A 17,847-nucleotide genomic window follows, 5' to 3' on the forward strand; every position below is an offset into this window, starting at 1 on the left:
GGAGGGTCTCGAGTGCGCGGTTCTTATTGCATATATCGGTCGAAGAGAGGACGTCATGGCTCCACGTACACCCAAGAAACACAATCGCTCCGTCGCGCCCACACGCATCCGCGAAGGCTTGCCCTTCCCGCTTGGCGCCACCTGGGACGGCCTGGGCGTGAACTTTGCCCTGTTTTCCGCCAATGCGACCAAGGTCGAGCTGTGCATTTTCGATTCCAGCGGCGAGAAGGAGCTCGAGCGCATCGAGCTGCCCGAGTATACCGACGAGATCTATCACGGCTACTTGCCCGACGCCCATCCCGGCCTGGTCTACGGCTATCGTGTCCATGGCCCCTACGAGCCGGAGAATGGCCACCGGTTCAACCCCAACAAATTGCTGATCGATCCCTATGCCAAGCAACTGGTCGGCGAGCTGAAATGGTCCGAAGCGCTGTTCGGCTACACCATCGGCCATCCGGATGGCGACCTTAGCTTCGATGAGCGCGACAGCGCCCCGTTCGTCCCCAAGTGCAAGGTGATCGATCCGGCCTTTACCTGGGGCCGCGATCGGCGCGTGCAGACCCCATGGGAGCAGACCATCATCTACGAGGCCCATGCCCGCGGCATCAGCATGCGCCATCCAGCGGTCCCGGAAAGCGAGCGTGGCACCTTCGCCGGCCTGAAGAACGATGAGTTGCTCAAGCACATCAGGGACCTGGGGGTCTCGGCCATCGAGCTGTTGCCGATTCATGCCTTCGTCAACGATCAGCACCTGCTGGAAAAAGGCCTGAACAACTACTGGGGCTACAACAGCATCGCCTTCTTCGCGCCGCACCCGCGCTACCTGGCCAGTGGCAAGATCGCCGAATTCAAGGAAATGGTCGCCCACCTGCACGATGCCGGGCTCGAACTGATCCTGGACGTGGTCTACAACCACACCGCCGAAGGCAACGAGATGGGGCCGACCCTGTCCATGCGGGGTATCGACAATGCCTCCTACTACCGCCTGATGCCGGATGAAAAGCGCTACTACATCAACGATTCGGGTACCGGCAATACCCTCGACCTGAGTCATCCCTGCGTACTGCAGCTGGTCACCGACTCGCTGCGCTACTGGGCCGGCGAAATGCACGTGGACGGCTTCCGCTTCGACCTGGCAACCATCCTCGGCCGCTATCACGATGGCTTCGACGAACGTCACAGCTTCCTCGTGGCTTGCCGCCAGGACCCGCTGCTGCGCCAGGTCAAGCTGATCGCCGAGCCTTGGGACTGTGGTCCGGGTGGCTACCAGGTCGGCAACTTCGCGCCGGGCTGGGCCGAGTGGAACGACCGCTTCCGTGACACCGTACGCGCCTTCTGGAAAGGCGACGAGGGACAACTGGCAGACTTCGCTGCCCGCGTGACCGCTTCGGGCGACCTGTTCAACAATCGCGGCCGACGCCCCTACTCCTCGGTCAACTTCGTCACTGCCCACGATGGCTTCACCCTGCGCGACCTGGTGTCGTACAACGACAAGCACAACGAGGACAACGACGAAAACAACCAGGACGGCACCAGCAACAACATTTCCTGGAACTGCGGTGCCGAGGGGCCTACCGAGGATCCGCAGATCAATGCGCTGCGCATGCGCCAGATGCGCAACTTCTTCGCCACGCTGCTGCTGTCCCAGGGAACGCCGATGATCGTCGCCGGTGACGAGTTCAGTCGCACCCAGCACGGCAACAACAACGCCTACTGCCAGGACAGCGAGATCGGCTGGATCAACTGGGAGCTGGACGAGGAAGGCAAGGAGCTGCTGGCCTTCGTCAAGCGCCTGAACCGCCTGCGCCTGAACTACCCGGTGCTGCGCCGCTCGCGCTTCCTGGTCGGCGAGTACAACGAGGCGATCGGCGTCAAGGATGTCACCTGGCTGGCGCCCGATGGCAACGAAATGACCGTCGAGCAGTGGGAAGACCCCAATGGTCGCTGCCTCGGCATGCTGATGGACGGCCGCGCGCAAGTTAGCGATATCGCCCGTCCTGGCGCGGAAGCGACCTTGCTGCTGATCGTCAACGCCCACCATGAAAGCGTGTCGTTCCTGTTGCCGTCGGTGCCCGAGGGCGACTACTGGAACTGCCTGGTCGACACCGACCGGCCCAAGCTGCGCAAGGCCCAGCGCCTGGACTTCGACAGCACTTTCGAAGCGACGGGTCGCTCGTTGGTTCTGCTGGCCTTGCAACGCGACGAAGAGTAAAGGCCAGGCAAGCCCCGTGCCAGGCCTGTCGCACGGGGCGGCTGGCGCCCAACCCAGAGGAGCGTTCGTGGACCCTGCCTCCAGCAGTACAGGTTTCGCCTCTACCGACAACGCGCCGCCCGTGCACCGGTTGCGCGTGTTGACGGTCAATACCCACAAGGGCTTCACCGTCTTCAACCGACGCTTCATCCTGCCCGAGCTGCGTGAAGCGGTGCGCAGCACCCAGGCGGACATCGTCTTTCTGCAGGAAGTGCTCGGCAGCCACGATGGACACGCCGCGCGCCATCCCGGCTGGCCACAAGCCCCTCAATACGAGTTCCTGGCCGACAGCATGTGGAGCGATTTCGCCTACGGGCGCAACGCAGTCTACCCGGACGGCCATCATGGCAACGCCTTACTGTCGAAGTATCCAATCCTCGAATACCGCAATTTCGACATTTCCATCACCGGCCCTGAACGCCGCGGCTTGTTGCACTGCGTGCTGGACGTACCTGGTACAGGCGGCGTGCATGCGATCTGCGTACACCTTTCCCTGCTCGAGAGCCATCGGCAGAAGCAGCTGCGGTTATTGGGCCGATTGCTGCAGGCGCTGCCAGCGGATGCGCCGGTGATCATCGCTGGCGACTTCAATGACTGGCAACTGCATGGCAACCGCGTCATGCGTGGCCAGTTCCGCCTGCAGGAAGTCTTCGAGCGTCACCATGGACAGCTGGCCCGCACCTATCCGGCAAAGGTGCCGCTGCTGCGCCTGGACCGGATCTACCTGCGCAACGCCGACAGCCACCAGCCAAGGATCCTTGGCCACAACCCATGGCCGCACTTGTCCGACCATCTGCCCTTGGCGGTTGAAGTGCGGCTATAAAAGGCACGGGCGCTGGCCAGCAGTGGCGCGTCAGTCTTCCAGCGGCTTGGGCGGCGCGACAGGCCTGGCAGGCTTGGCCGACTTGCTGTCCTTGGCTGCGGCACTCTCGCTGCCGCCGGCCACAGGCTCCGGCGCAGCCACTGTCTTCTCGGTAGCCGGCAGTTCATCGACGGCCTTGAAGATCACCTGCGGATCGATCGGCTGGTTCTCGCCATCGTCCTTGAGCACATGCTGTTGCCCGTCCTTGCCTACCAGGATCACCTTGGTGCCTTTGCTGGCACCGAGCTTCAGCTCGCGGATCAAGGCCATGGTGGCCTGCTGCTCGAGCTGCTTGTCCTCGCGCTTGCCCACCAGGCCAGCCACGCTGAACAGCACCAGGCTGCGTTCCTTGAAAGCCGTCTGGGTCGCCGGATCCTTCAAGGCTTCGTTCAAGCCCTTGAGCGTCGGGTCCGCGGTACTTGGCGCGATGACCACCAGGGGCCTCGACTTGCCCAGCTCCTTGGCAAGCGGTGCATCGCTGTCGGCCGCGAGCAGCGGGCCGGCGACGGCCAACAAGGTGGCGAGGGTCAGTGACCGGGCGAGCATGTGCATCTCCTTGTTTGTATCGATAAATCAAAAGACTACTGATCAAGGCGAAATATCCGACGTGCGAGCCTAAACCATTGCAGCGAAGCGGTACGTTGCTCAAAAGTAACTTAGGTTTTCCAAACATTTCCGATAAGGACTTAGGAAAAGCCCTACATTGCTCAGCATAGCAAGTGTCTTCGAAACTACTTTCCGGGGTTTGTCGCCGGGGCAGGCAGCGGTGAGTTCAAGCGTGGGCCTGCTGCGCCGGCCATGGAGCGGCACGACTCCGGCCAAGGCTAGAACAGGGGCATTTGCCGACCGACGAGGCTCGCGAAGTCATCCCCCACGAATGGCAAGATCGCATCGGCCACCGGCGCGAGCTGGCGTTCCAGGTAATGCTCGTAGTCGATCGCACGGTGACGACTCTCCAACGGCTCAGGCCCGGCAATGGTCATCACGTAGCTGATCCAGCCGCCGTTCTGGTATTGCTGGGGGCGCCCGGCGCGGACATTGAACTCATCGGCCAGGCGCGCCGCGCGGACATGGGGTGGCACATTGCGTTGGTAGTCCGAAAGCGGTCGACGCAAGCGTTTGCGATAGACCAGCAGCTCGTCCTGTTCACCTGCCAGGGTGCGCCGGACGTACTCGCGCACGTAGTCGCGGTAGTCTTGGCCACGAAAGATCCGCCCGTACAGCTCGCGCTGGAATTGTCGCGCCAGTGGCGACCAGTCGGTGCGCACCGATTCCAGGCCCTTGAAGACCACTTCCTCCTGGCCATCGGCACGCCGTACCAGCCCGGCATAGCGTTTCTTGCTGCCCTGCTCGGTGCCTCGGATGGTAGGCATCAGAAAGCGTCGAAAATGCGTTTCGAACTGCAGTTCCAGGACGCTTTCCAGCCCCAGCTCCTGGCGCAGATGCTCACGCCACCATTGGTTGATTTCGGCTACCAGCGAATGACCGATGCGTGTCGCCTGCGCTTCGTCATGCGCCTGGCGCAACCAGACGAAGGTGGAATCGGTATCACCGTAGATCACTTCCAGCCCCCGGGCTTCGATCAGCGCCCGAGTCTGGCGCATGATCTGGTGCCCGCGCAGGGTGATGGACGAGGCCAGCCGTGTGTCGAAGAAGCGACAGCCACTGGCACCCAGCACGCCGTAGAAGGCATTCATGATGATCTTCAAGGCTTGCGCCAAGGGCGAGTTGCCATCGCGCTTGGCAGCCTCGCGGTTCGCCCAGACCCGTTCGACGATAGCCGGCAGGCAATGCCGCGTGCGCGAGAACCAGGCCCCCCGGAAGCCTTCCACGGCATGCGCGGGGTCGGGCTGGCGCAGGCCCTCGGCCAATCCGACCGGATCGATCAGGAAGGTGCGGATGATCGAGGGATACAGGCTCTTGTAGTCCAGCACCAGCACCGAGTCGTACAGCCCTGGACGCGAATCCATGACGAAACCGCCTGGGCTGGCCTGTTCGGGTTGGCTGCCGACGTTCGGCGCGACGAATCCCTGGCGGTGCATCAGCGGCAGGTAGAGATGGGTGAACGCGGCGATCGAGCCGCCGCTGCGGTCCACCGGCAGCCCGGTGACGGTGGCGCGCTCGAGCAGGAACTCGAGCAGGCGGGCCTGGGTGAAGATCCGCGTGACCAGTTCGCAGTCCTTGATGTTGTAGCGCGCCAGGCCAGGCTTGTCCTCGGCGAACAGCCGGTTGATCTCGTCCATGCGGTCGTAGGGCGTGGAAATCGCCTTGCCCTCGCCAAGCAACGCGCGCGCGACGCTTTCCAGGCTGAAGGAGGGAAAGCTCCAGGTGGCCGAGCGCAGCGCCTCGACACCGTCGACCAGCAGCCGGCCGGCCGCCGAGGCGAAGGTCTGCGCGCGGCTGCCACGCTCGCGCAGGCTCATGGGGCTGGCGCCCCGACCGATGCGCAGGTCGACCTGTGCGGCATCGGCCTGAGCCTGCAGTACCCGCAGGTCGAACTGCACCACGTTCCAGCCGATGATCATGTCCGGATCATGCCGCGCCAGCCACTGGTTGAGACTTTCGATCAGCCCAGCGCGACTGTCGCGATAGATCAGTTCGCAATCGGCCGTGTCCGGCTGGCCATTGGCCGGGCCAAGCATGTACACCTGGCGTTGCCCGCATCCCTCCAGGCCAATGCAGTAGAGGTCGCCACGCGCGGTGGTCTCGATGTCCAGCGACACCAGGCGCAAGGCCGGCCGATAGTCCGGCGCCGGCTTGAGCAGCGCATCGCAGATCACCCCCTCGGCATCCGGCGTGCCGCCGAACCACACCGGGGCAGTGATGAAGCGCTCCATCAGGTAGCGATCCGGCGGCCGGATGTCCGCTTCGTGCACCTCGACCCCAGCGGCACGCAAGCGCTGCTCCAGTTGCAGCAGCTGGCGGTATTGCGGGCAATACAGGCCAAGCATCGGACGCTGCTGGAAATCACGCAGCTGCAACGGCTTGAGAGTCACGCCCGGCTCGTCGGCCAGCACCACCTGAGCCTGCGCCCGCTGCCCTGCCGGGATGAAGGCGACTGCCGTCTGCAAAGGCAGGCGCACGCAGCGCGGCCCCAGGTCGGTGGCCAACCACAAGGTCACGCAGATGCCTTGCGGCGTGTCATGCCAGTGCCGGGTCAGGATGAAACCCTGCTGCAACTCCACTGCCAGGCCTCTGATCGGTGATAGTCGATGATGTGATTGTACGTGGGACGGCTGGAGGATGCCGGCCTATTGCAAGCGGCGCGTCATCCACGCATGGCTGCCACTGCACTGGCCACAGCGCAAATGACCAGCCGCCGGTACGGGGCCATGCCTGCTCAAGACCGATGACACCAAACGAATCATCCAGCCCACCGACACTCCATATCCTTACCATCCCTGCCAGCGCTTTGGCTGGCTCAGCGACCGGAGAGGCCATGCAACTCGTCGACTGGTACTGGCCGAGCGGGCCCATTCAAAATACTGTATATGGATACAGCTATCAGAATGGAATGCCCATGAACATCGACGACACTGGCTTCGAGCTGGGAATGCCGACCCCTGTCGAAATGCTCCAGCAGCAATTACTGCTGGTACAGGCCGAATACGAGAACGCCATGGTCGCGCTTGCCAGGGCAAGACAGGACATCCGCAGCCTGGTCGACATGCATGCCCAGTGCATGCGCGACAGACAGGGCGCGCAGAGGTCGCTGGCTCAGGCTCAGCGCGAACTGCTGGACAAACGCAGCCTCATCTATCGGCTGGAGGTCAGGGTCGATGAACAGGAAACCCGGATCCGCCTGCTCGAACAGCAGCTTCATGGCGTGGTACGGCGCTGACCGGGTCGACTCGCAACCACGGAGGTGAACATGTGCGGACGCGTGACGCAGTACAACGGCATTCATGACTTCGTCGCCGCGCTTGGCGTGGAAGGTGCCTGGCGGGACAACGTCTCCGAACGCTGGCAGCCGCGCTTCAATGTGGCGCCTGCCACGGCGGTCATGGTGCTGCACCAGCAAGCGCAAGGCCTGGTCGCCGACCTGGTCAAGTGGGGCTGGAGACCACACTGGGCGGGCGATCGTGCCGCGCCGATCAATGCGCGCGCGGAGAAGGTCGCCCATGGCGCCTTCTTTCGGGCCATCTGGCCGAGTCGAGCGGTCACGCCGATAGACGGCTGGTACGAATGGGTCGATGAAGGCGGCCCGCGCAAACAGCCTTACCTGATCCGACGGCGTGACGGGCGTCCTGCCTTGTGCGCCAGCATCGGCCAGTTCCAGGGCAGCCCACATGATGGCTTCGTGATCATTACTGCCGATGCACAAGGCGGCATGCTCGACGTGCATGACCGCCGCCCTGTCGTCCTGGCAGCGGAACTTGCGCGCGAATGGCTCGAGCCTTCGACACCCAGAACGCAGGCCGAGCAGATGGTGCTGAACCTCGGCGAGCCGGCCGAAGCCTTCGAGTGGTATCGGGTCAGCCCGGCCGTGGGCAATGTACGCAACCAGGGAGCGGAACTGATCGAGCCTCTGGATCTTCCCCGCCGCTGAGCGGACAGGCGCCTGGCAACGACCCCGACGCCGCGCCTGCCCCAACGGCCCGTGCGGCGTTTGCCATCAGCCGGCGGGCCTGTTCAGCAAGCGCCCGGCGGAATACCGTGCTTGTTGAGGTCCTTCAGTCGCTCGCGCTCCTTTTCGGTCGCATGTGCCGGGGTATCGTCGTTTTCAGGCTTTTCTTTCTTTTCTTCGGTCATTGCATCGATCTCCATTGGGTACCGGTTTTGGCAATCTGCCGTGCCTGGGGTTCAGTCGGCACGACCCGCAATACGGCCTGGCCAGATGTAAAAATAAATTTCAAGGCGACCCTGTTGTCCTAATTGACAGACACAAGCCTATGGAGGAAACGATGAAATTCGCGAAGTTCTGTCAGTGGCTGTCCAACCAGTCCGGAAGTTCCAGGACCTTCCTGATCGCGCTGGCGCTGATCATCATCTGGGCCTGCACCGGTCCGTATTTCCACTACAACGACACCTGGCAGCTGATCATCAATACCGGTACCACGATCATCACCTTCCTGATGGTGTTTCTGATCCAGAACACCCAGAACCGGGACAACGATATCCTGCACGTGAAGCTGGATGAGCTGATTCGTGCTACCAAGGCGGCGGAAAATTCGGTGCTGGATCTCGAGGCGATGAGCGGTCGTGAGCTACAGCAATTGAGAAAAGCCTATCGGGCCATGGCCGAACGCAAGGCCAGCCTGGACATGAACGGGCCATTCGACAAGCAGACCGACGTGCACAAATGAGCCACCGCCGGTGCATGCCGCTGCGCTCGAGGACCTGGACGAACCCGAGCGAGGCGGCGCCTTTGCCGACCGCCTCGCTGCAAACGCGTCGAGCCTCGCTCACTCGGCAGTGGACCACTTGGCCGACTCGCTGTCGATGCGCGCGATCACGGTCGCGTTGTATTGACGCTGGCGATGCAGGTCATCACGCATGGCCGGGAAGTCCAGCGACTTGTGCTGCAACTCACGCACCACGATGTTGGAAATGACGTACTCGCCGCATTCGACGCAGGACACCTGCTGGCCTTGCTCGTCGGCTCGAACCACCTCGGCATCGGTTCCACACAAGTAGCAATTGATCACGAGATTTCTCCAATGGCTTTACCTGTGGGAGGACAGCGCGGCATCGCGGTTCAATCGATCGTACCGGTGAACACCCGTCTTCGCTGTCACTTGCCGCCCATCAGGTTACCGAGTGCCCGGTCTTCGACGAAGCGCATCCACTGCTCGAAAGCCTGTCGATGCTCGGCGGTCACGTCGTTCCACGCGACCATGTCCAGCTGACCGTACGCGACCTGCTTCATCGTTTCGGCGACCACGTCGTTCAGGTGCTTGATGAGTTGATAAGCCTCGAATTGGGCTTCCTGATCTTTCGCTGTCATAGGAAAGCTTCCGAAGAAAAACTTGTGTTACAGCCAGTTAAGCAGACGACCTGAGAAAAATTCTCAAGGTTCATCCTTTGTCCAATTTGCCGACGAAGGACGCCAAATGTTGGGAAAACATTCATTCAGGCGCCGTTTTCCGCCACCTGCTCACTGGCGCCCAACCCTGCCCTGTCCGCCTGGCGTGCTGATCATGGAAGAAACAGGTGAACCAGCGCGTGTTTGATGGTCAGCCAGGGCTTGAAAGTCGACAAGTGATCGAAGAGGTGGCTGGAACTGCCAGTCAGACTCACGACCGAGATATAGATGAACCATCGGCCAACCAGCCTCGACAGTTTTCGCTTGAGCAATCGCAACAACGGATATACCTGGCCTGATCTTGAAAATGAAAAAGTCCGACTGGATGTCGGACTTGGCGTTGCCTGTGGGGGTGCGAGGAAAAGCGCAATCGCATCGCTCGATGCGTGCGAGGCAGTCTCAAGGACGCCGGACCATGGTGCGCAATCCGGCGAGCAGCAGCAGCACGCCGGGTACCAGCAGGCCGATGGAAGTGTAGCCGAAGGCAGGCTGGCCGCTCGCACCCACGGCAGCGAAGGCTGCGCCCGTGCCTATCAAGGTGGTGCTCGCGATGATGAACGGTTTTCCGGTGTACTTGCGCATGTCGGCTCTCTTTTGCGTAGCGCCCATTCAAGCACAAATCGCTGCCGTGCGCCGCAGCGAACTTGCCGATCCGTCAAAGCCATTGCATGAAGCCATCGAAGCCGGATAAAAAGAACCCCTGGAGCGATGCAACGGTCTGGGCAGTATCGAGCTCGACCAGGTTCGTCGTCCCAGGCTGACGCTGCCAGCCTGGCCAGGTTCGACGCAATGCCGACTTTCGGGATGATCACACTTACCCTTACCTGAACGGAGTTCCCGATGCCCCAACCTGTAATGGAACCTCACCAGTTCCTGTCCGCCGAGGAACGCGCGGTGATCGCGCAGATCGAGGCGACCACCAACGTGCTTCGACTGGTTACCCGGGTCACGCAGATGCGCTTTGCCGCGATCGCGAAATTCACCGATAGCGAATGGATCACTTGCTCGGTCTACGATCCGGGTCAACTGGGTATCGATCCGGGCGAAAGCGCGCCTATCGACACGACCATCTGCAGTGAATTCAAGCGCAACCCGCAAGCCTTTCACATCCCCGACATCGACAGGCACGAGCGCTTCGCTCACAAGGCGATCGTCAGGAAGTTCGGCCTGCGGAGTTACGTAGGCGCGCCGATCCTCCTGCCCGATGGGCGCATGTACGGGGCCCTATGCGCGCTCGATTCGAAACCGTCCCCAAGCGAAGATCCGGATACAGCGGAAACGCTCGGGCTGTTCGCCCGGTTGATCGGCTGCATCTTCTACGCCGACCTGCAGGACCACGACTCGCTCGACGAGCGCAGTCACGCGCGCTCCGCCCACCCTGACAGCAAGACCGCCAGCCAAGCCCCAAGGCGCTGAACAATCATGCTTCACGCAAGCTGCTCGAGCGGTAATGCAGGTGCAAGGTCGGACTACGCGACGGGAGTTTCGTCGGGGGCCCGATGCTCAAGAAGACGAGGGAAAGGACCGCGCCCAGTGGCTGCGCAAGGTGGCAGTCGCTCCCTCGAGCGCAGCCTGCCCCCTGGCTGAGGAAAAGCTCAGCGTGGTGACTGGGCTGGCGCACTGGTGGACATATGGCGCTATTTCGCATCCCGCTCGGTTTGCGCGGTCCCATTGTCGCGCGGGGCCAGCGCATCCTGGTCGGAGCCAGGGTTGCCAGGCGGCGGCGTCCAGTCCTGCGGGTGGCTTTCGCCCTGCTTGGGCTCGGACCTGGTCTGCTCAAGCCCCGAGCCGTGGCCTTCACCGGTGTCCGTGGTCTGGTCGGCGGGGCCTGGATAGGCCGCTTCCGGTCCGTTGTCTTTCTTCACCATGAGACTCTCCTTCGCTGAAGTGAATATCTGCATCTACAGTTCTGAGGAATCGATCGGTGGCAAAGTGTCAGGCTTGCGACGAATGGTCACCCAGGCCGTTTCGAGGCGACCGATCGCTACGCCGCCCCCACACCAGGGCAGGCACGATCCGGATGTAAAGCAACTCGCCCAACAGCTCCACCAGGGTCTGGGTGATCACCGCCGCGGCCGCCAGGCCTCTTATGTCCTCGGGCAAGGCCAAGGCCAGCGGCAACACCACCAGCGAATTGCGGGTGGAACTGCTGAACAACACCGACCGGGCCTTGCCGGCTGAGAGCCCGAACCCCCTGGCGACCAGGGCGCCCGCAGCTGGTGCCAACACCAGGAAACCGACATAGACCGACAGGACCGGCAGCAAGCTATCGAGCTGCTGCCAGACGAAGGCGATCTGCGAGCCGATCACCACGACCAGGACAGCAGCCATGGCAGGCACCGGCAGCCAGGCCCAGCCACCGCTCCAGCGCGCCAGCAGGCGCGATCGCCTGGCGCCGGCGCAGGTCAGCACGGCCAGGCCCATGGGCAGGACGATCAACAGCACGAACGCCTCGATGAACGGCCCGACGGAAACGCTCATTGCCCCGCCATCTTCCAGCATCAGGGCCAGGTACAGCGGCAAGAGGATCAGCTGAAGCACGAGCAGCAAGGGGGTCGCGGCCAAGATCAGCCGTGAATCGCCCTTGCCGATATGGGTGAACACCACCACATAGTCGATGCAGGGGGTAAGCAGCACCAGCAGCGCGCCGACCAGGATCGCCGGATGATCGACCAGGCCGCGGGTAAGGCCCCAGACCAGCAACGGAACCAGGATGAAATTGGCACAGAGCAAGGCGCCCATGTAGCGTTTGTCATCCAGGCCCTGGCGCAGCTCCAGGAACGGGATCTGCAGGAACATGGCGTACATGAGCACAGCAATGGCCGGCGTCACCCAGGCGGCAAGCCCCTGGGCGGTCTGCGGCGCCAGCAGCCCGAAGGCGGCCGCGAGCATGACCGCGATTAGATAGATCGGAATCTGCCGTCGTTCCAGCTTGTCTCTGTTCACGCGAGGTCCTTGGGATGTAAGATCGTGCTGCATAGGGTAATGCATCAGACGCTGGTGCCGATCGAACGAATCGGGCAGATTTCGGCAAGCCCGTGGCAGGTCATGCATCGGGCTGGCACTGAGCGGTCGCGCCACCGTCCGAACCCTTTCCAACGAGTCGAAAGCCGTCGATGGCCTGGCCAGCTGGCAGACCCGTTGCCATGCCTACCTCGTGCCTACAGTGGCTTAGCCTACCCGCCTGCAATCGGAAACGGGCCGGCCAGGGCCGGCGCCCACCGGGCACCCTTCCCTGCGCTCGTGGACATGGCCGTCTCGGCAGTTGCCGATACGCTCGTGCTGCCTATACCGGTTACCAGCAGCACCGACATGGAACGTGCCCGTACGGCGTCTGGAACATGACCAGAGCACGTTGCCAGCCCGCTGGCCCCAGCGTCGCGCCTGCCTGGCTGACCGCTATTGACAGCTTTGCGCAGGTCCGCTGCAATGGCCGGCGTTTCACGGACGATGCAAGGAATCCGTCGATGGCCAAGACGCCATTTCCCACCCGGGGCGACCTGCCCCGCGCGCTGATTTTCATCCCCCTGGGTCTGTGCCTGCTTTGTCTCACCTTCTGGCTGGTCGAACACCGGCTGGGCTTCCTGGCCCAGGCGCAACGCGCCGAAGGGCACGTCAGCGCCCTGAACGCAGGCGGCAGTCATCCCCAGATAGACTTCACCGATGCCAAGGGCGAGACGATCAGCTATCCCGAGAGCGGGTTGATCTTCGGCTACCAGGTGGGTGATCCGGTGACGGTGTTCTATCGCGCCGAAGCCCCCGCCAGTACCGCGATCATCGAAGACCGTGGCGCGCTGTGGGGCGCCAGCCTGCTGGCAGGCCTGTTCGCCATCGTGTTCAGCGCAGGGGGTGGCTACCACCTGGTCGCATGGATTCGCCAGCGTCGGATGGCGCGGCTCGCATAAGGAGAGACAGATGCATATTCCATTGCCCGTGAGCGTCAGTGACTGGCGCTACAAGACCGCCAGCGGCGGCGGGTTGACCGTGGTGTTCGCCGCCGCTGCCGGCGGCGCGCTGACGCTGACCGACCCGCAAGGGGTCGACCAGCAGTTTCGCTACGGCTCGGTCGGGGTCGGCCTGGGCATCGGTGCGCGCCTGCCGCGCTTCGGCAAGGTCAACTTGCACGTGCGGGGCAAGAGTGTCGGAGCAGCAGGCGCCAGCGAAGACTTTCCCTCGGTTGGCCAGGTGCTGGTGGCCGACTCGATCGCTGCCCGTGGCCTGGTGCGCGAGGATTTCCAGGGCGCCTGCGTGTTCCTCGAAGGGGGCATAGGCCTGCTCGGCGGGGCCAGCGGCTCGGCCATGCTGTTCGGCCTGGATCCCAAGCTGCTGGCCATGACCGCCGCGACGCTGACCCCGGTGGGCAACCTGCTGCTGCCCCACGACAGCGCGGTGCGCCTGCTGCGCTCGGCCAAGGGCGCAATCGTCGCCGCCGGAATCAACGTGGGGCTGCAGGCCGGTGGCGGCGCGACGATTTCCCTGGGTGGGCTGTTCTGAGCATGGCTGACCAGCCTATACGCGTTCATCGACCTGGCGATCGATGAACGCGTGTATCGAGGCGTCTCGACCGAGCCTTGGCCACGCCCAGCGCGCCTGGTCCGTGCCACTTCGCGATGCCACCGGGAGCGAACCCTACGCTATTCACACACGCCTCGAACGGATACCCCATGCGCCCTCTCAAGACCTGGCTCGGCTGCCTGCTGCTTCCCCTGTTCACTGCCTGTACCGGCCAGCAGACCCAGCGCACCGTGGTCTATGAAAACACCGTCTACCACTGGCGTATCGAACATGTGGTAGTGCGCGACTTCCCGGCCAGCGCCCGCCAGTTCTATCAGGTCTACCTGCGAGGTCGGCCACTGATCCTCCCACGCAAGGCCTTCAACGACCGGCGCGACATCGACAGCTTCCTTGCCGCCGGTGGTTTCGACATTGCCGACTGGCGCAACAAGTCGATCATCGTGGCGTTCGAGAACATTCAGGAGCGCGACGGACAGACGCTGCGGCTGATCCGCTCGGTACTGGTCACGCCCGAATACACCGAGACCGAAGTGGTGTTGACGGACTTGTATACCCAGCAGGAAGTGGTGGTGGAGCGGGTGGAACCGCCTGTTCCTGCTGGAAAATAGCGAATCGAGGCGTGACCAGAGCTCTTGGGCACGCACAATGAACGAGTGGACGAAAATGCGCTCGAGCGCGCAATGATCGCCTTTCAGCGGGCAACGGATCAGCTCGAAGGCGTCATCATGGGCAAGCCACATGGCGATGCAGTCCCGGAGGCCTCGAATAATTCTGCATTCGTTGAGTTGATCGCCGATGGCAACACCGATCTGGCCAACAAGGTCCGGCAGTTTCAGTTCCGCGATATTCGACCGAAAGCAGCTTCGGAGATCGACGACATCACTCATGCCGGCAGACTGCTCGGGCACTCGAAAGAAGAGATGACCAAGCGAGTCTATCGCCGTGTGGGCGAGGTGGTCAGCCCGACCAAATAGAAGCCTGATGCGGAAACGATGTCCCAGGATGCGGAAACGATAGGGTTTCCAGCGCCCAAAGAAAAACCCCGCAGACCAAGATCTGCGGGGCTTTCGAATGGTGGAGGCCGAGGTCGGAATCGAACCGGCGTAGACGGATTTGCAATCCGGAGCATAACCACTTTGCTACTCGGCCTCAAATGCGGATCAGGCTGGCTTTCGCTTCACCATCTCCTTGAAATCGCTCGACTTGTTCGAAGTCTGCTGCGTTTCGATGGGCGCCATTATGTCTGCATTCGATTGCCCTTGCAACCCCCCTGAATCGAAAAATATCCAAAAGGTTCAAGGTGTTAGCGCAGCCGGCCAAGCCTGCTCCACAGTCCGACCAAAGCGTTCTCGACAGAACCGCTCGCCGTCAGGCCGATCCGCTCCTGCAGACTCTTGCGTTCGGCATAGTGCAAATGGAACAGACTGGCTTCGCGCGCGCGGTCGCTGAGGTATTCGTCACTGGTGCGCAGTTCGTCGACCAGTTGCTTGTTGAGCGCGGCCAGGCCCAGCCAGACTTCGCCGGTGGCCACTTCGTCGATGTGCAGCTGCGGACGGTAATGGACGACGAAGTCCTTGAACAGCTGGTGGGTGACATCCAGGTCTTGCTGGAATTTTTCGCGGCCCTTCTCGGTGTTTTCGCCAAATACGGTAAGGGTGCGCTTGTATTCGCCGGCGGTCAGCACTTCGACGTCGATGTCATGCTTCTTCAGCAGCCGATTGACGTTGGGCAACTGCGCGACCACGCCGATGGAGCCAAGCACGGCGAAGGGCGCGCTGATGATCTTCTCGCCGATGCAGGCCATCATGTAGCCGCCACTGGCGGCGACCTTGTCGATGCAGACCGTGAGCGGAATCCCGGCCTGGCGGATGCGGGCCAGTTGCGAGGCGGCCAGGCCGTAGCTGTGGACCAGGCCCCCGCCACTCTCCAGGCGCAGCACCACCTCGTCACGCGGCGTGGCGAGGGTGAGCAAGGCGGTGATCTCGTGACGCAGGCTTTCGGTAGCCGACGCCTTGATGTCGCCATCGAAATCCAGCACGAACACCCGTGTGCGCTCTTCGGACTTGTGCTTGTTCTGTTTCTTTTGCGCCTTGGCCTGCTGTTTGCGCAGCGTCTTGAGCTGCGCCTTGTCGAGCAGCCCCGCCTCGAGGCGCTCACGCAGCCCCTTGTAGAACTCGTCCAGGCGAGTCACCTGCAGTTGCCCGCCTGCCTTGCGCCGGCCCTTGCCGCGCATGCCGGCCAGAGCCGAGAGAATGATCAGAATGGCGATCACCAGGGTGGCGGTCTTGGCAAGGAAGCTTGCGTATTCGGCCAGAAAATCCACGTCGAGTCCTCGTTGAAGCAGCGCCGTCACGGCGCGAAAATGTTCCAAGCATACCGGCGCGCCTGCCTGGCTGCCAGCATCCGCAGATCCTGCAACAACGTTCAAACGACCTTTTCAAACGCTTGTATGCTTTTTCGTTGACAGGCTTTCAGACGCGCCCTACCCTCCAGCAATCCGACCACGGTCGGGTATCGACTGTCAGGCCCGAACAGATACGACAAGGAACATTCCATGACCTCCGTAGCCGATGCTGTGAAGAAGATGCAAGAGAAGTTCAATCCAAGCGCCGCTGCCGGCCTGGATCTGGTGTTCGGCTTCAACATCACCGATGAACACAAGCACTACGCCTTGATCGTCAAGGACGGTACCTGCGAGCTGCAGGAAGGCGAGAACCCGGACGCCAATTGCACCCTGGTGATGGACAGCGAGACCCTCAAGGGCATCGTCAGCGGCGAGACCGATGGCATGCAGGCTTTCATGAGCGGCAAGCTGCGGGTCGAAGGCGACATGATGCTGTCGATGAAGCTGAGCGAGCTGTTCCCCGGCTGATCGCTTCGCTACGCTCGAAAAAACCGAAGCCTGCGGCTTCGGTTTTTTTGCCAATGAAACTGCGATGGCCGGTATCAATGCATGTGCTGGCCGTGACCGCCCTCGGTCGTCAGCGCGCGCACCGGAGCCTGCACCTCGAGCGTCTGTCGCTCGCCCTGTTGATCCTCGATGGTCAGCGTCAGCGGCACCTGCGAACCTTCCCTGACCTGCTCCTTCAGGCCCATCAGCATCACGTGCAGCCCACTCGGATCGAGGCTCACCGGCTTGCCTGCCGGCAACGGCACCTCAGTGACCTGGCGCATGCCCATGACATCGCCGTTCATGGTCATCTCATGGATCTGCACGGTACCCGCCACCGGCGAGGCGACGCTCACCAGCTTGCTGTCACTGGTCGCGGTAAGCATCATGAAGGCGCCGGTGGAGGGTTGGTTCGGCACCGTGGCGCGCACCCAGGCGTCGCTGACGGTGGTCTGGGCCAGCGCCGACAGCGGCAGGCTGGCCAGTGCCAGGGCAGCGACGCGACACTTGAGCGATTGCAACGAAAAAGCCATCAGCAGATCTCCATGAGAGTGAGCAGGTCCTCGGCGCATTCCTTGGCATTGAGCGAGTGAGACAGGCTCAGGCGCAAGGTGCCGCGCGAGTCATAGACGTAGCTGGTCGAGGAATGGGAAATGGTGTAGGTATCCCCTGTCGGGACCTTTTCATAGAACACCTTGAACTCCTTCGCCACCTCGGCAATCTCCTCGGGCGTCCCGGTCAGGGCCGTGAACGAGGGATCGAAGGCCTTGACGTAGGCATCGAGCACTTCGGGGGTATCGCGCTCGGGGTCAAGGGTGATGAACACCACCTGCAGGAAACCGGCGTCGCGCCCCATCAGCTTCTTGATCTGCACCGCGCGGGCCAGGGTGGTCGGGCAGACCGCCGGGCACTGCGTGAAGCCGAAGAAGATCATCGGCATGGTGCCGTAGAAACTCGACAAGGTACGAACGTTGCCCTGGGTGTCCTTGAGCTTGAAGGAGCGCCCGAGGATCTCGTTGCTCATGTTCTTGCCGTACTTGAAATCGAGACCGCGGGCCGGGCTGCATCCGGTGAGCAGGCCAAGCCCTAGCACGCCCATCCCGGCAACAACTGCGCGCCGGGTCAACAGATCATTCATGTAACCATCCTTTATCGGGAAGGTGCCGGCCCCTGGCAGGACCGGGCGAGAAACCGGCGCATTCTTGCACGTCGTCTCGCCCCCTTCTACCCACTGATCGGCGCAAACCGCCCAAGCCCTTGAAATACGGCATGCGGCCTGTTGTCGCAGGGATTGAATCCGTAAC

General features: G+C 62.4%; 22 protein-coding genes and 1 tRNA gene. 12 read left to right on the forward strand and 11 right to left on the reverse strand.

All coding sequences use genetic code 11. The features are described 5' to 3' along the window. The first annotated feature begins 55 nt into the window (after nt 1-55). Both glgX and ACY8GK_RS07650 read left to right on the forward strand, forming a co-directional pair. Complete coding sequence (gene glgX / locus ACY8GK_RS07645; protein ID WP_196179085.1) at nt 56-2,212, forward strand: glycogen debranching protein GlgX; 2,157 nt, start codon at nt 56-58, stop codon at nt 2,210-2,212. A 67-nt stretch (nt 2,213-2,279) separates the two neighbouring features. After that, nucleotides 2,280-3,074, forward strand: a complete 795-nt coding sequence (locus ACY8GK_RS07650; protein ID WP_462402749.1) for an endonuclease/exonuclease/phosphatase family protein — start codon at nt 2,280-2,282, stop codon at nt 3,072-3,074. Between the two features lie 30 nt (nt 3,075-3,104). Here ACY8GK_RS07650 and ACY8GK_RS07655 read toward each other — a convergent pair whose 3' ends face one another. Together ACY8GK_RS07655 and ACY8GK_RS07660 are read right to left on the reverse strand one after the other, a co-directional pair. Further along, the gene (locus tag ACY8GK_RS07655; RefSeq protein ID WP_196179089.1) at nt 3,105-3,659 is read right to left on the reverse strand and encodes a DUF4174 domain-containing protein; all 555 of its coding nucleotides are present in this window, start codon (nt 3,657-3,659) and stop codon (nt 3,105-3,107) included. Nucleotides 3,660-3,937: 278 nt separating this feature from the next. Further along, nucleotides 3,938-6,298 (reverse strand): DNA polymerase II, encoded by a 2,361-nt coding sequence (locus ACY8GK_RS07660; protein ID WP_462402750.1) that lies wholly within the window; start codon nt 6,296-6,298, stop codon nt 3,938-3,940. A 335-nt stretch (nt 6,299-6,633) separates the two neighbouring features. Here ACY8GK_RS07660 and ACY8GK_RS07665 point away from each other — a divergent pair, with 335 nt between their 5' ends. The 3 genes from ACY8GK_RS07665 (at nt 6,634) to ACY8GK_RS07675 (ending at nt 8,419) form a co-directional block, all read left to right on the forward strand. After that, nucleotides 6,634-6,954, forward strand: coding sequence for a hypothetical protein (locus tag ACY8GK_RS07665; protein WP_196179093.1), 321 nt, complete (start codon nt 6,634-6,636; stop codon nt 6,952-6,954). Between the two features lie 30 nt (nt 6,955-6,984). Further along, nucleotides 6,985-7,662 carry an SOS response-associated peptidase gene (locus ACY8GK_RS07670; RefSeq protein ID WP_196179096.1) on the forward strand — a complete coding sequence of 226 codons (678 nt, stop codon included), beginning with the start codon at nt 6,985-6,987 and terminating at the stop codon, nt 7,660-7,662. Between the two features lie 355 nt (nt 7,663-8,017). Further along, a complete protein-coding gene (locus ACY8GK_RS07675) occupies nt 8,018-8,419 on the forward strand; it encodes a low affinity iron permease family protein (RefSeq protein ID WP_196179098.1) in 402 nt (133 codons plus the stop codon). A gap of 99 nt (nt 8,420-8,518) precedes the next feature. On the opposite strand, the gene ACY8GK_RS07680 is transcribed toward ACY8GK_RS07675, so the two are convergent. The 3 genes from ACY8GK_RS07680 to ACY8GK_RS07690 form a co-directional block, all read right to left on the reverse strand. Beyond that, a complete protein-coding gene (locus ACY8GK_RS07680) occupies nt 8,519-8,761 on the reverse strand; it encodes a hypothetical protein (RefSeq protein ID WP_196179099.1) in 243 nt (80 codons plus the stop codon). A gap of 86 nt (nt 8,762-8,847) precedes the next feature. Further along, entirely contained in the window at nt 8,848-9,060 is a 213-nt protein-coding gene (locus ACY8GK_RS07685; RefSeq protein ID WP_196179101.1) for a hypothetical protein, read from the reverse strand. A gap of 477 nt (nt 9,061-9,537) precedes the next feature. After that, complete coding sequence (locus ACY8GK_RS07690; protein ID WP_462402751.1) at nt 9,538-9,720, reverse strand: hypothetical protein; 183 nt, start codon at nt 9,718-9,720, stop codon at nt 9,538-9,540. A gap of 258 nt (nt 9,721-9,978) precedes the next feature. On the opposite strand from ACY8GK_RS07690, the gene ACY8GK_RS07695 reads away from it, so the two are divergent. Beyond that, the gene (locus ACY8GK_RS07695) at nt 9,979-10,554 is read left to right on the forward strand and encodes a GAF domain-containing protein (RefSeq protein ID WP_462402752.1); all 576 of its coding nucleotides are present in this window, start codon (nt 9,979-9,981) and stop codon (nt 10,552-10,554) included. A 221-nt stretch (nt 10,555-10,775) separates the two neighbouring features. On the opposite strand, the gene ACY8GK_RS07700 is transcribed toward ACY8GK_RS07695, so the two are convergent. Next, on the reverse strand, nt 10,776-11,006 hold the full coding sequence (locus ACY8GK_RS07700; RefSeq protein ID WP_196179107.1) for a hypothetical protein: 231 nt from the start codon (nt 11,004-11,006) through the stop codon (nt 10,776-10,778). 67 nt (nt 11,007-11,073) lie between these two features. Next, nucleotides 11,074-12,084, reverse strand: coding sequence for an arsenic resistance protein (locus ACY8GK_RS07705; protein ID WP_462402753.1), 1,011 nt, complete (start codon nt 12,082-12,084; stop codon nt 11,074-11,076). A 303-nt stretch (nt 12,085-12,387) separates the two neighbouring features. Between ACY8GK_RS07705 and ACY8GK_RS07710 the strand changes: the two genes are divergently transcribed. From ACY8GK_RS07710 to ACY8GK_RS07730, 5 genes are all read left to right on the forward strand, one after another. Further along, a complete protein-coding gene (locus ACY8GK_RS07710; RefSeq protein ID WP_329604767.1) occupies nt 12,388-12,483 on the forward strand; it encodes a hypothetical protein in 96 nt (31 codons plus the stop codon). 122 nt (nt 12,484-12,605) lie between these two features. Further along, the gene (locus ACY8GK_RS07715; RefSeq protein ID WP_462402754.1) at nt 12,606-13,043 is read left to right on the forward strand and encodes a DUF3592 domain-containing protein; all 438 of its coding nucleotides are present in this window, start codon (nt 12,606-12,608) and stop codon (nt 13,041-13,043) included. A gap of 10 nt (nt 13,044-13,053) precedes the next feature. Further along, entirely contained in the window at nt 13,054-13,632 is a 579-nt protein-coding gene (locus ACY8GK_RS07720; RefSeq protein ID WP_196179113.1) for a hypothetical protein, read from the forward strand. A gap of 170 nt (nt 13,633-13,802) precedes the next feature. Then, complete coding sequence (locus tag ACY8GK_RS07725) at nt 13,803-14,261, forward strand: hypothetical protein (RefSeq protein ID WP_462402755.1); 459 nt, start codon at nt 13,803-13,805, stop codon at nt 14,259-14,261. Between the two features lie 72 nt (nt 14,262-14,333). Further along, entirely contained in the window at nt 14,334-14,627 is a 294-nt protein-coding gene (locus ACY8GK_RS07730) for a site-specific integrase (protein WP_230375940.1), read from the forward strand. A gap of 101 nt (nt 14,628-14,728) precedes the next feature. On the opposite strand, the gene ACY8GK_RS07735 is transcribed toward ACY8GK_RS07730, so the two are convergent. After that, nucleotides 14,729-14,802, reverse strand: a tRNA-Cys gene (locus ACY8GK_RS07735). A 154-nt stretch (nt 14,803-14,956) separates the two neighbouring features. After that, a complete protein-coding gene (gene sohB, locus ACY8GK_RS07740; RefSeq protein WP_196179117.1) occupies nt 14,957-15,976 on the reverse strand; it encodes a protease SohB in 1,020 nt (339 codons plus the stop codon). Between the two features lie 231 nt (nt 15,977-16,207). Between sohB and ACY8GK_RS07745 the strand changes: the two genes are divergently transcribed. Next, on the forward strand, nt 16,208-16,525 hold the full coding sequence (locus tag ACY8GK_RS07745; RefSeq protein ID WP_196179119.1) for an SCP2 sterol-binding domain-containing protein: 318 nt from the start codon (nt 16,208-16,210) through the stop codon (nt 16,523-16,525). Nucleotides 16,526-16,599: 74 nt separating this feature from the next. Here ACY8GK_RS07745 and ACY8GK_RS07750 read toward each other — a convergent pair whose 3' ends face one another. Then, entirely contained in the window at nt 16,600-17,076 is a 477-nt protein-coding gene (locus tag ACY8GK_RS07750; protein WP_196179121.1) for a copper chaperone PCu(A)C, read from the reverse strand. After that, on the reverse strand, nt 17,076-17,681 hold the full coding sequence (locus tag ACY8GK_RS07755; protein WP_196179123.1) for an SCO family protein: 606 nt from the start codon (nt 17,679-17,681) through the stop codon (nt 17,076-17,078). The genes ACY8GK_RS07750 and ACY8GK_RS07755 overlap by 1 nt, the downstream gene beginning before the upstream one ends. Between the last annotated feature and the right edge of the window lie 166 nt (nt 17,682-17,847).

The organism is Pseudomonas sp. Marseille-QA0332, from assembly GCF_054950175.1.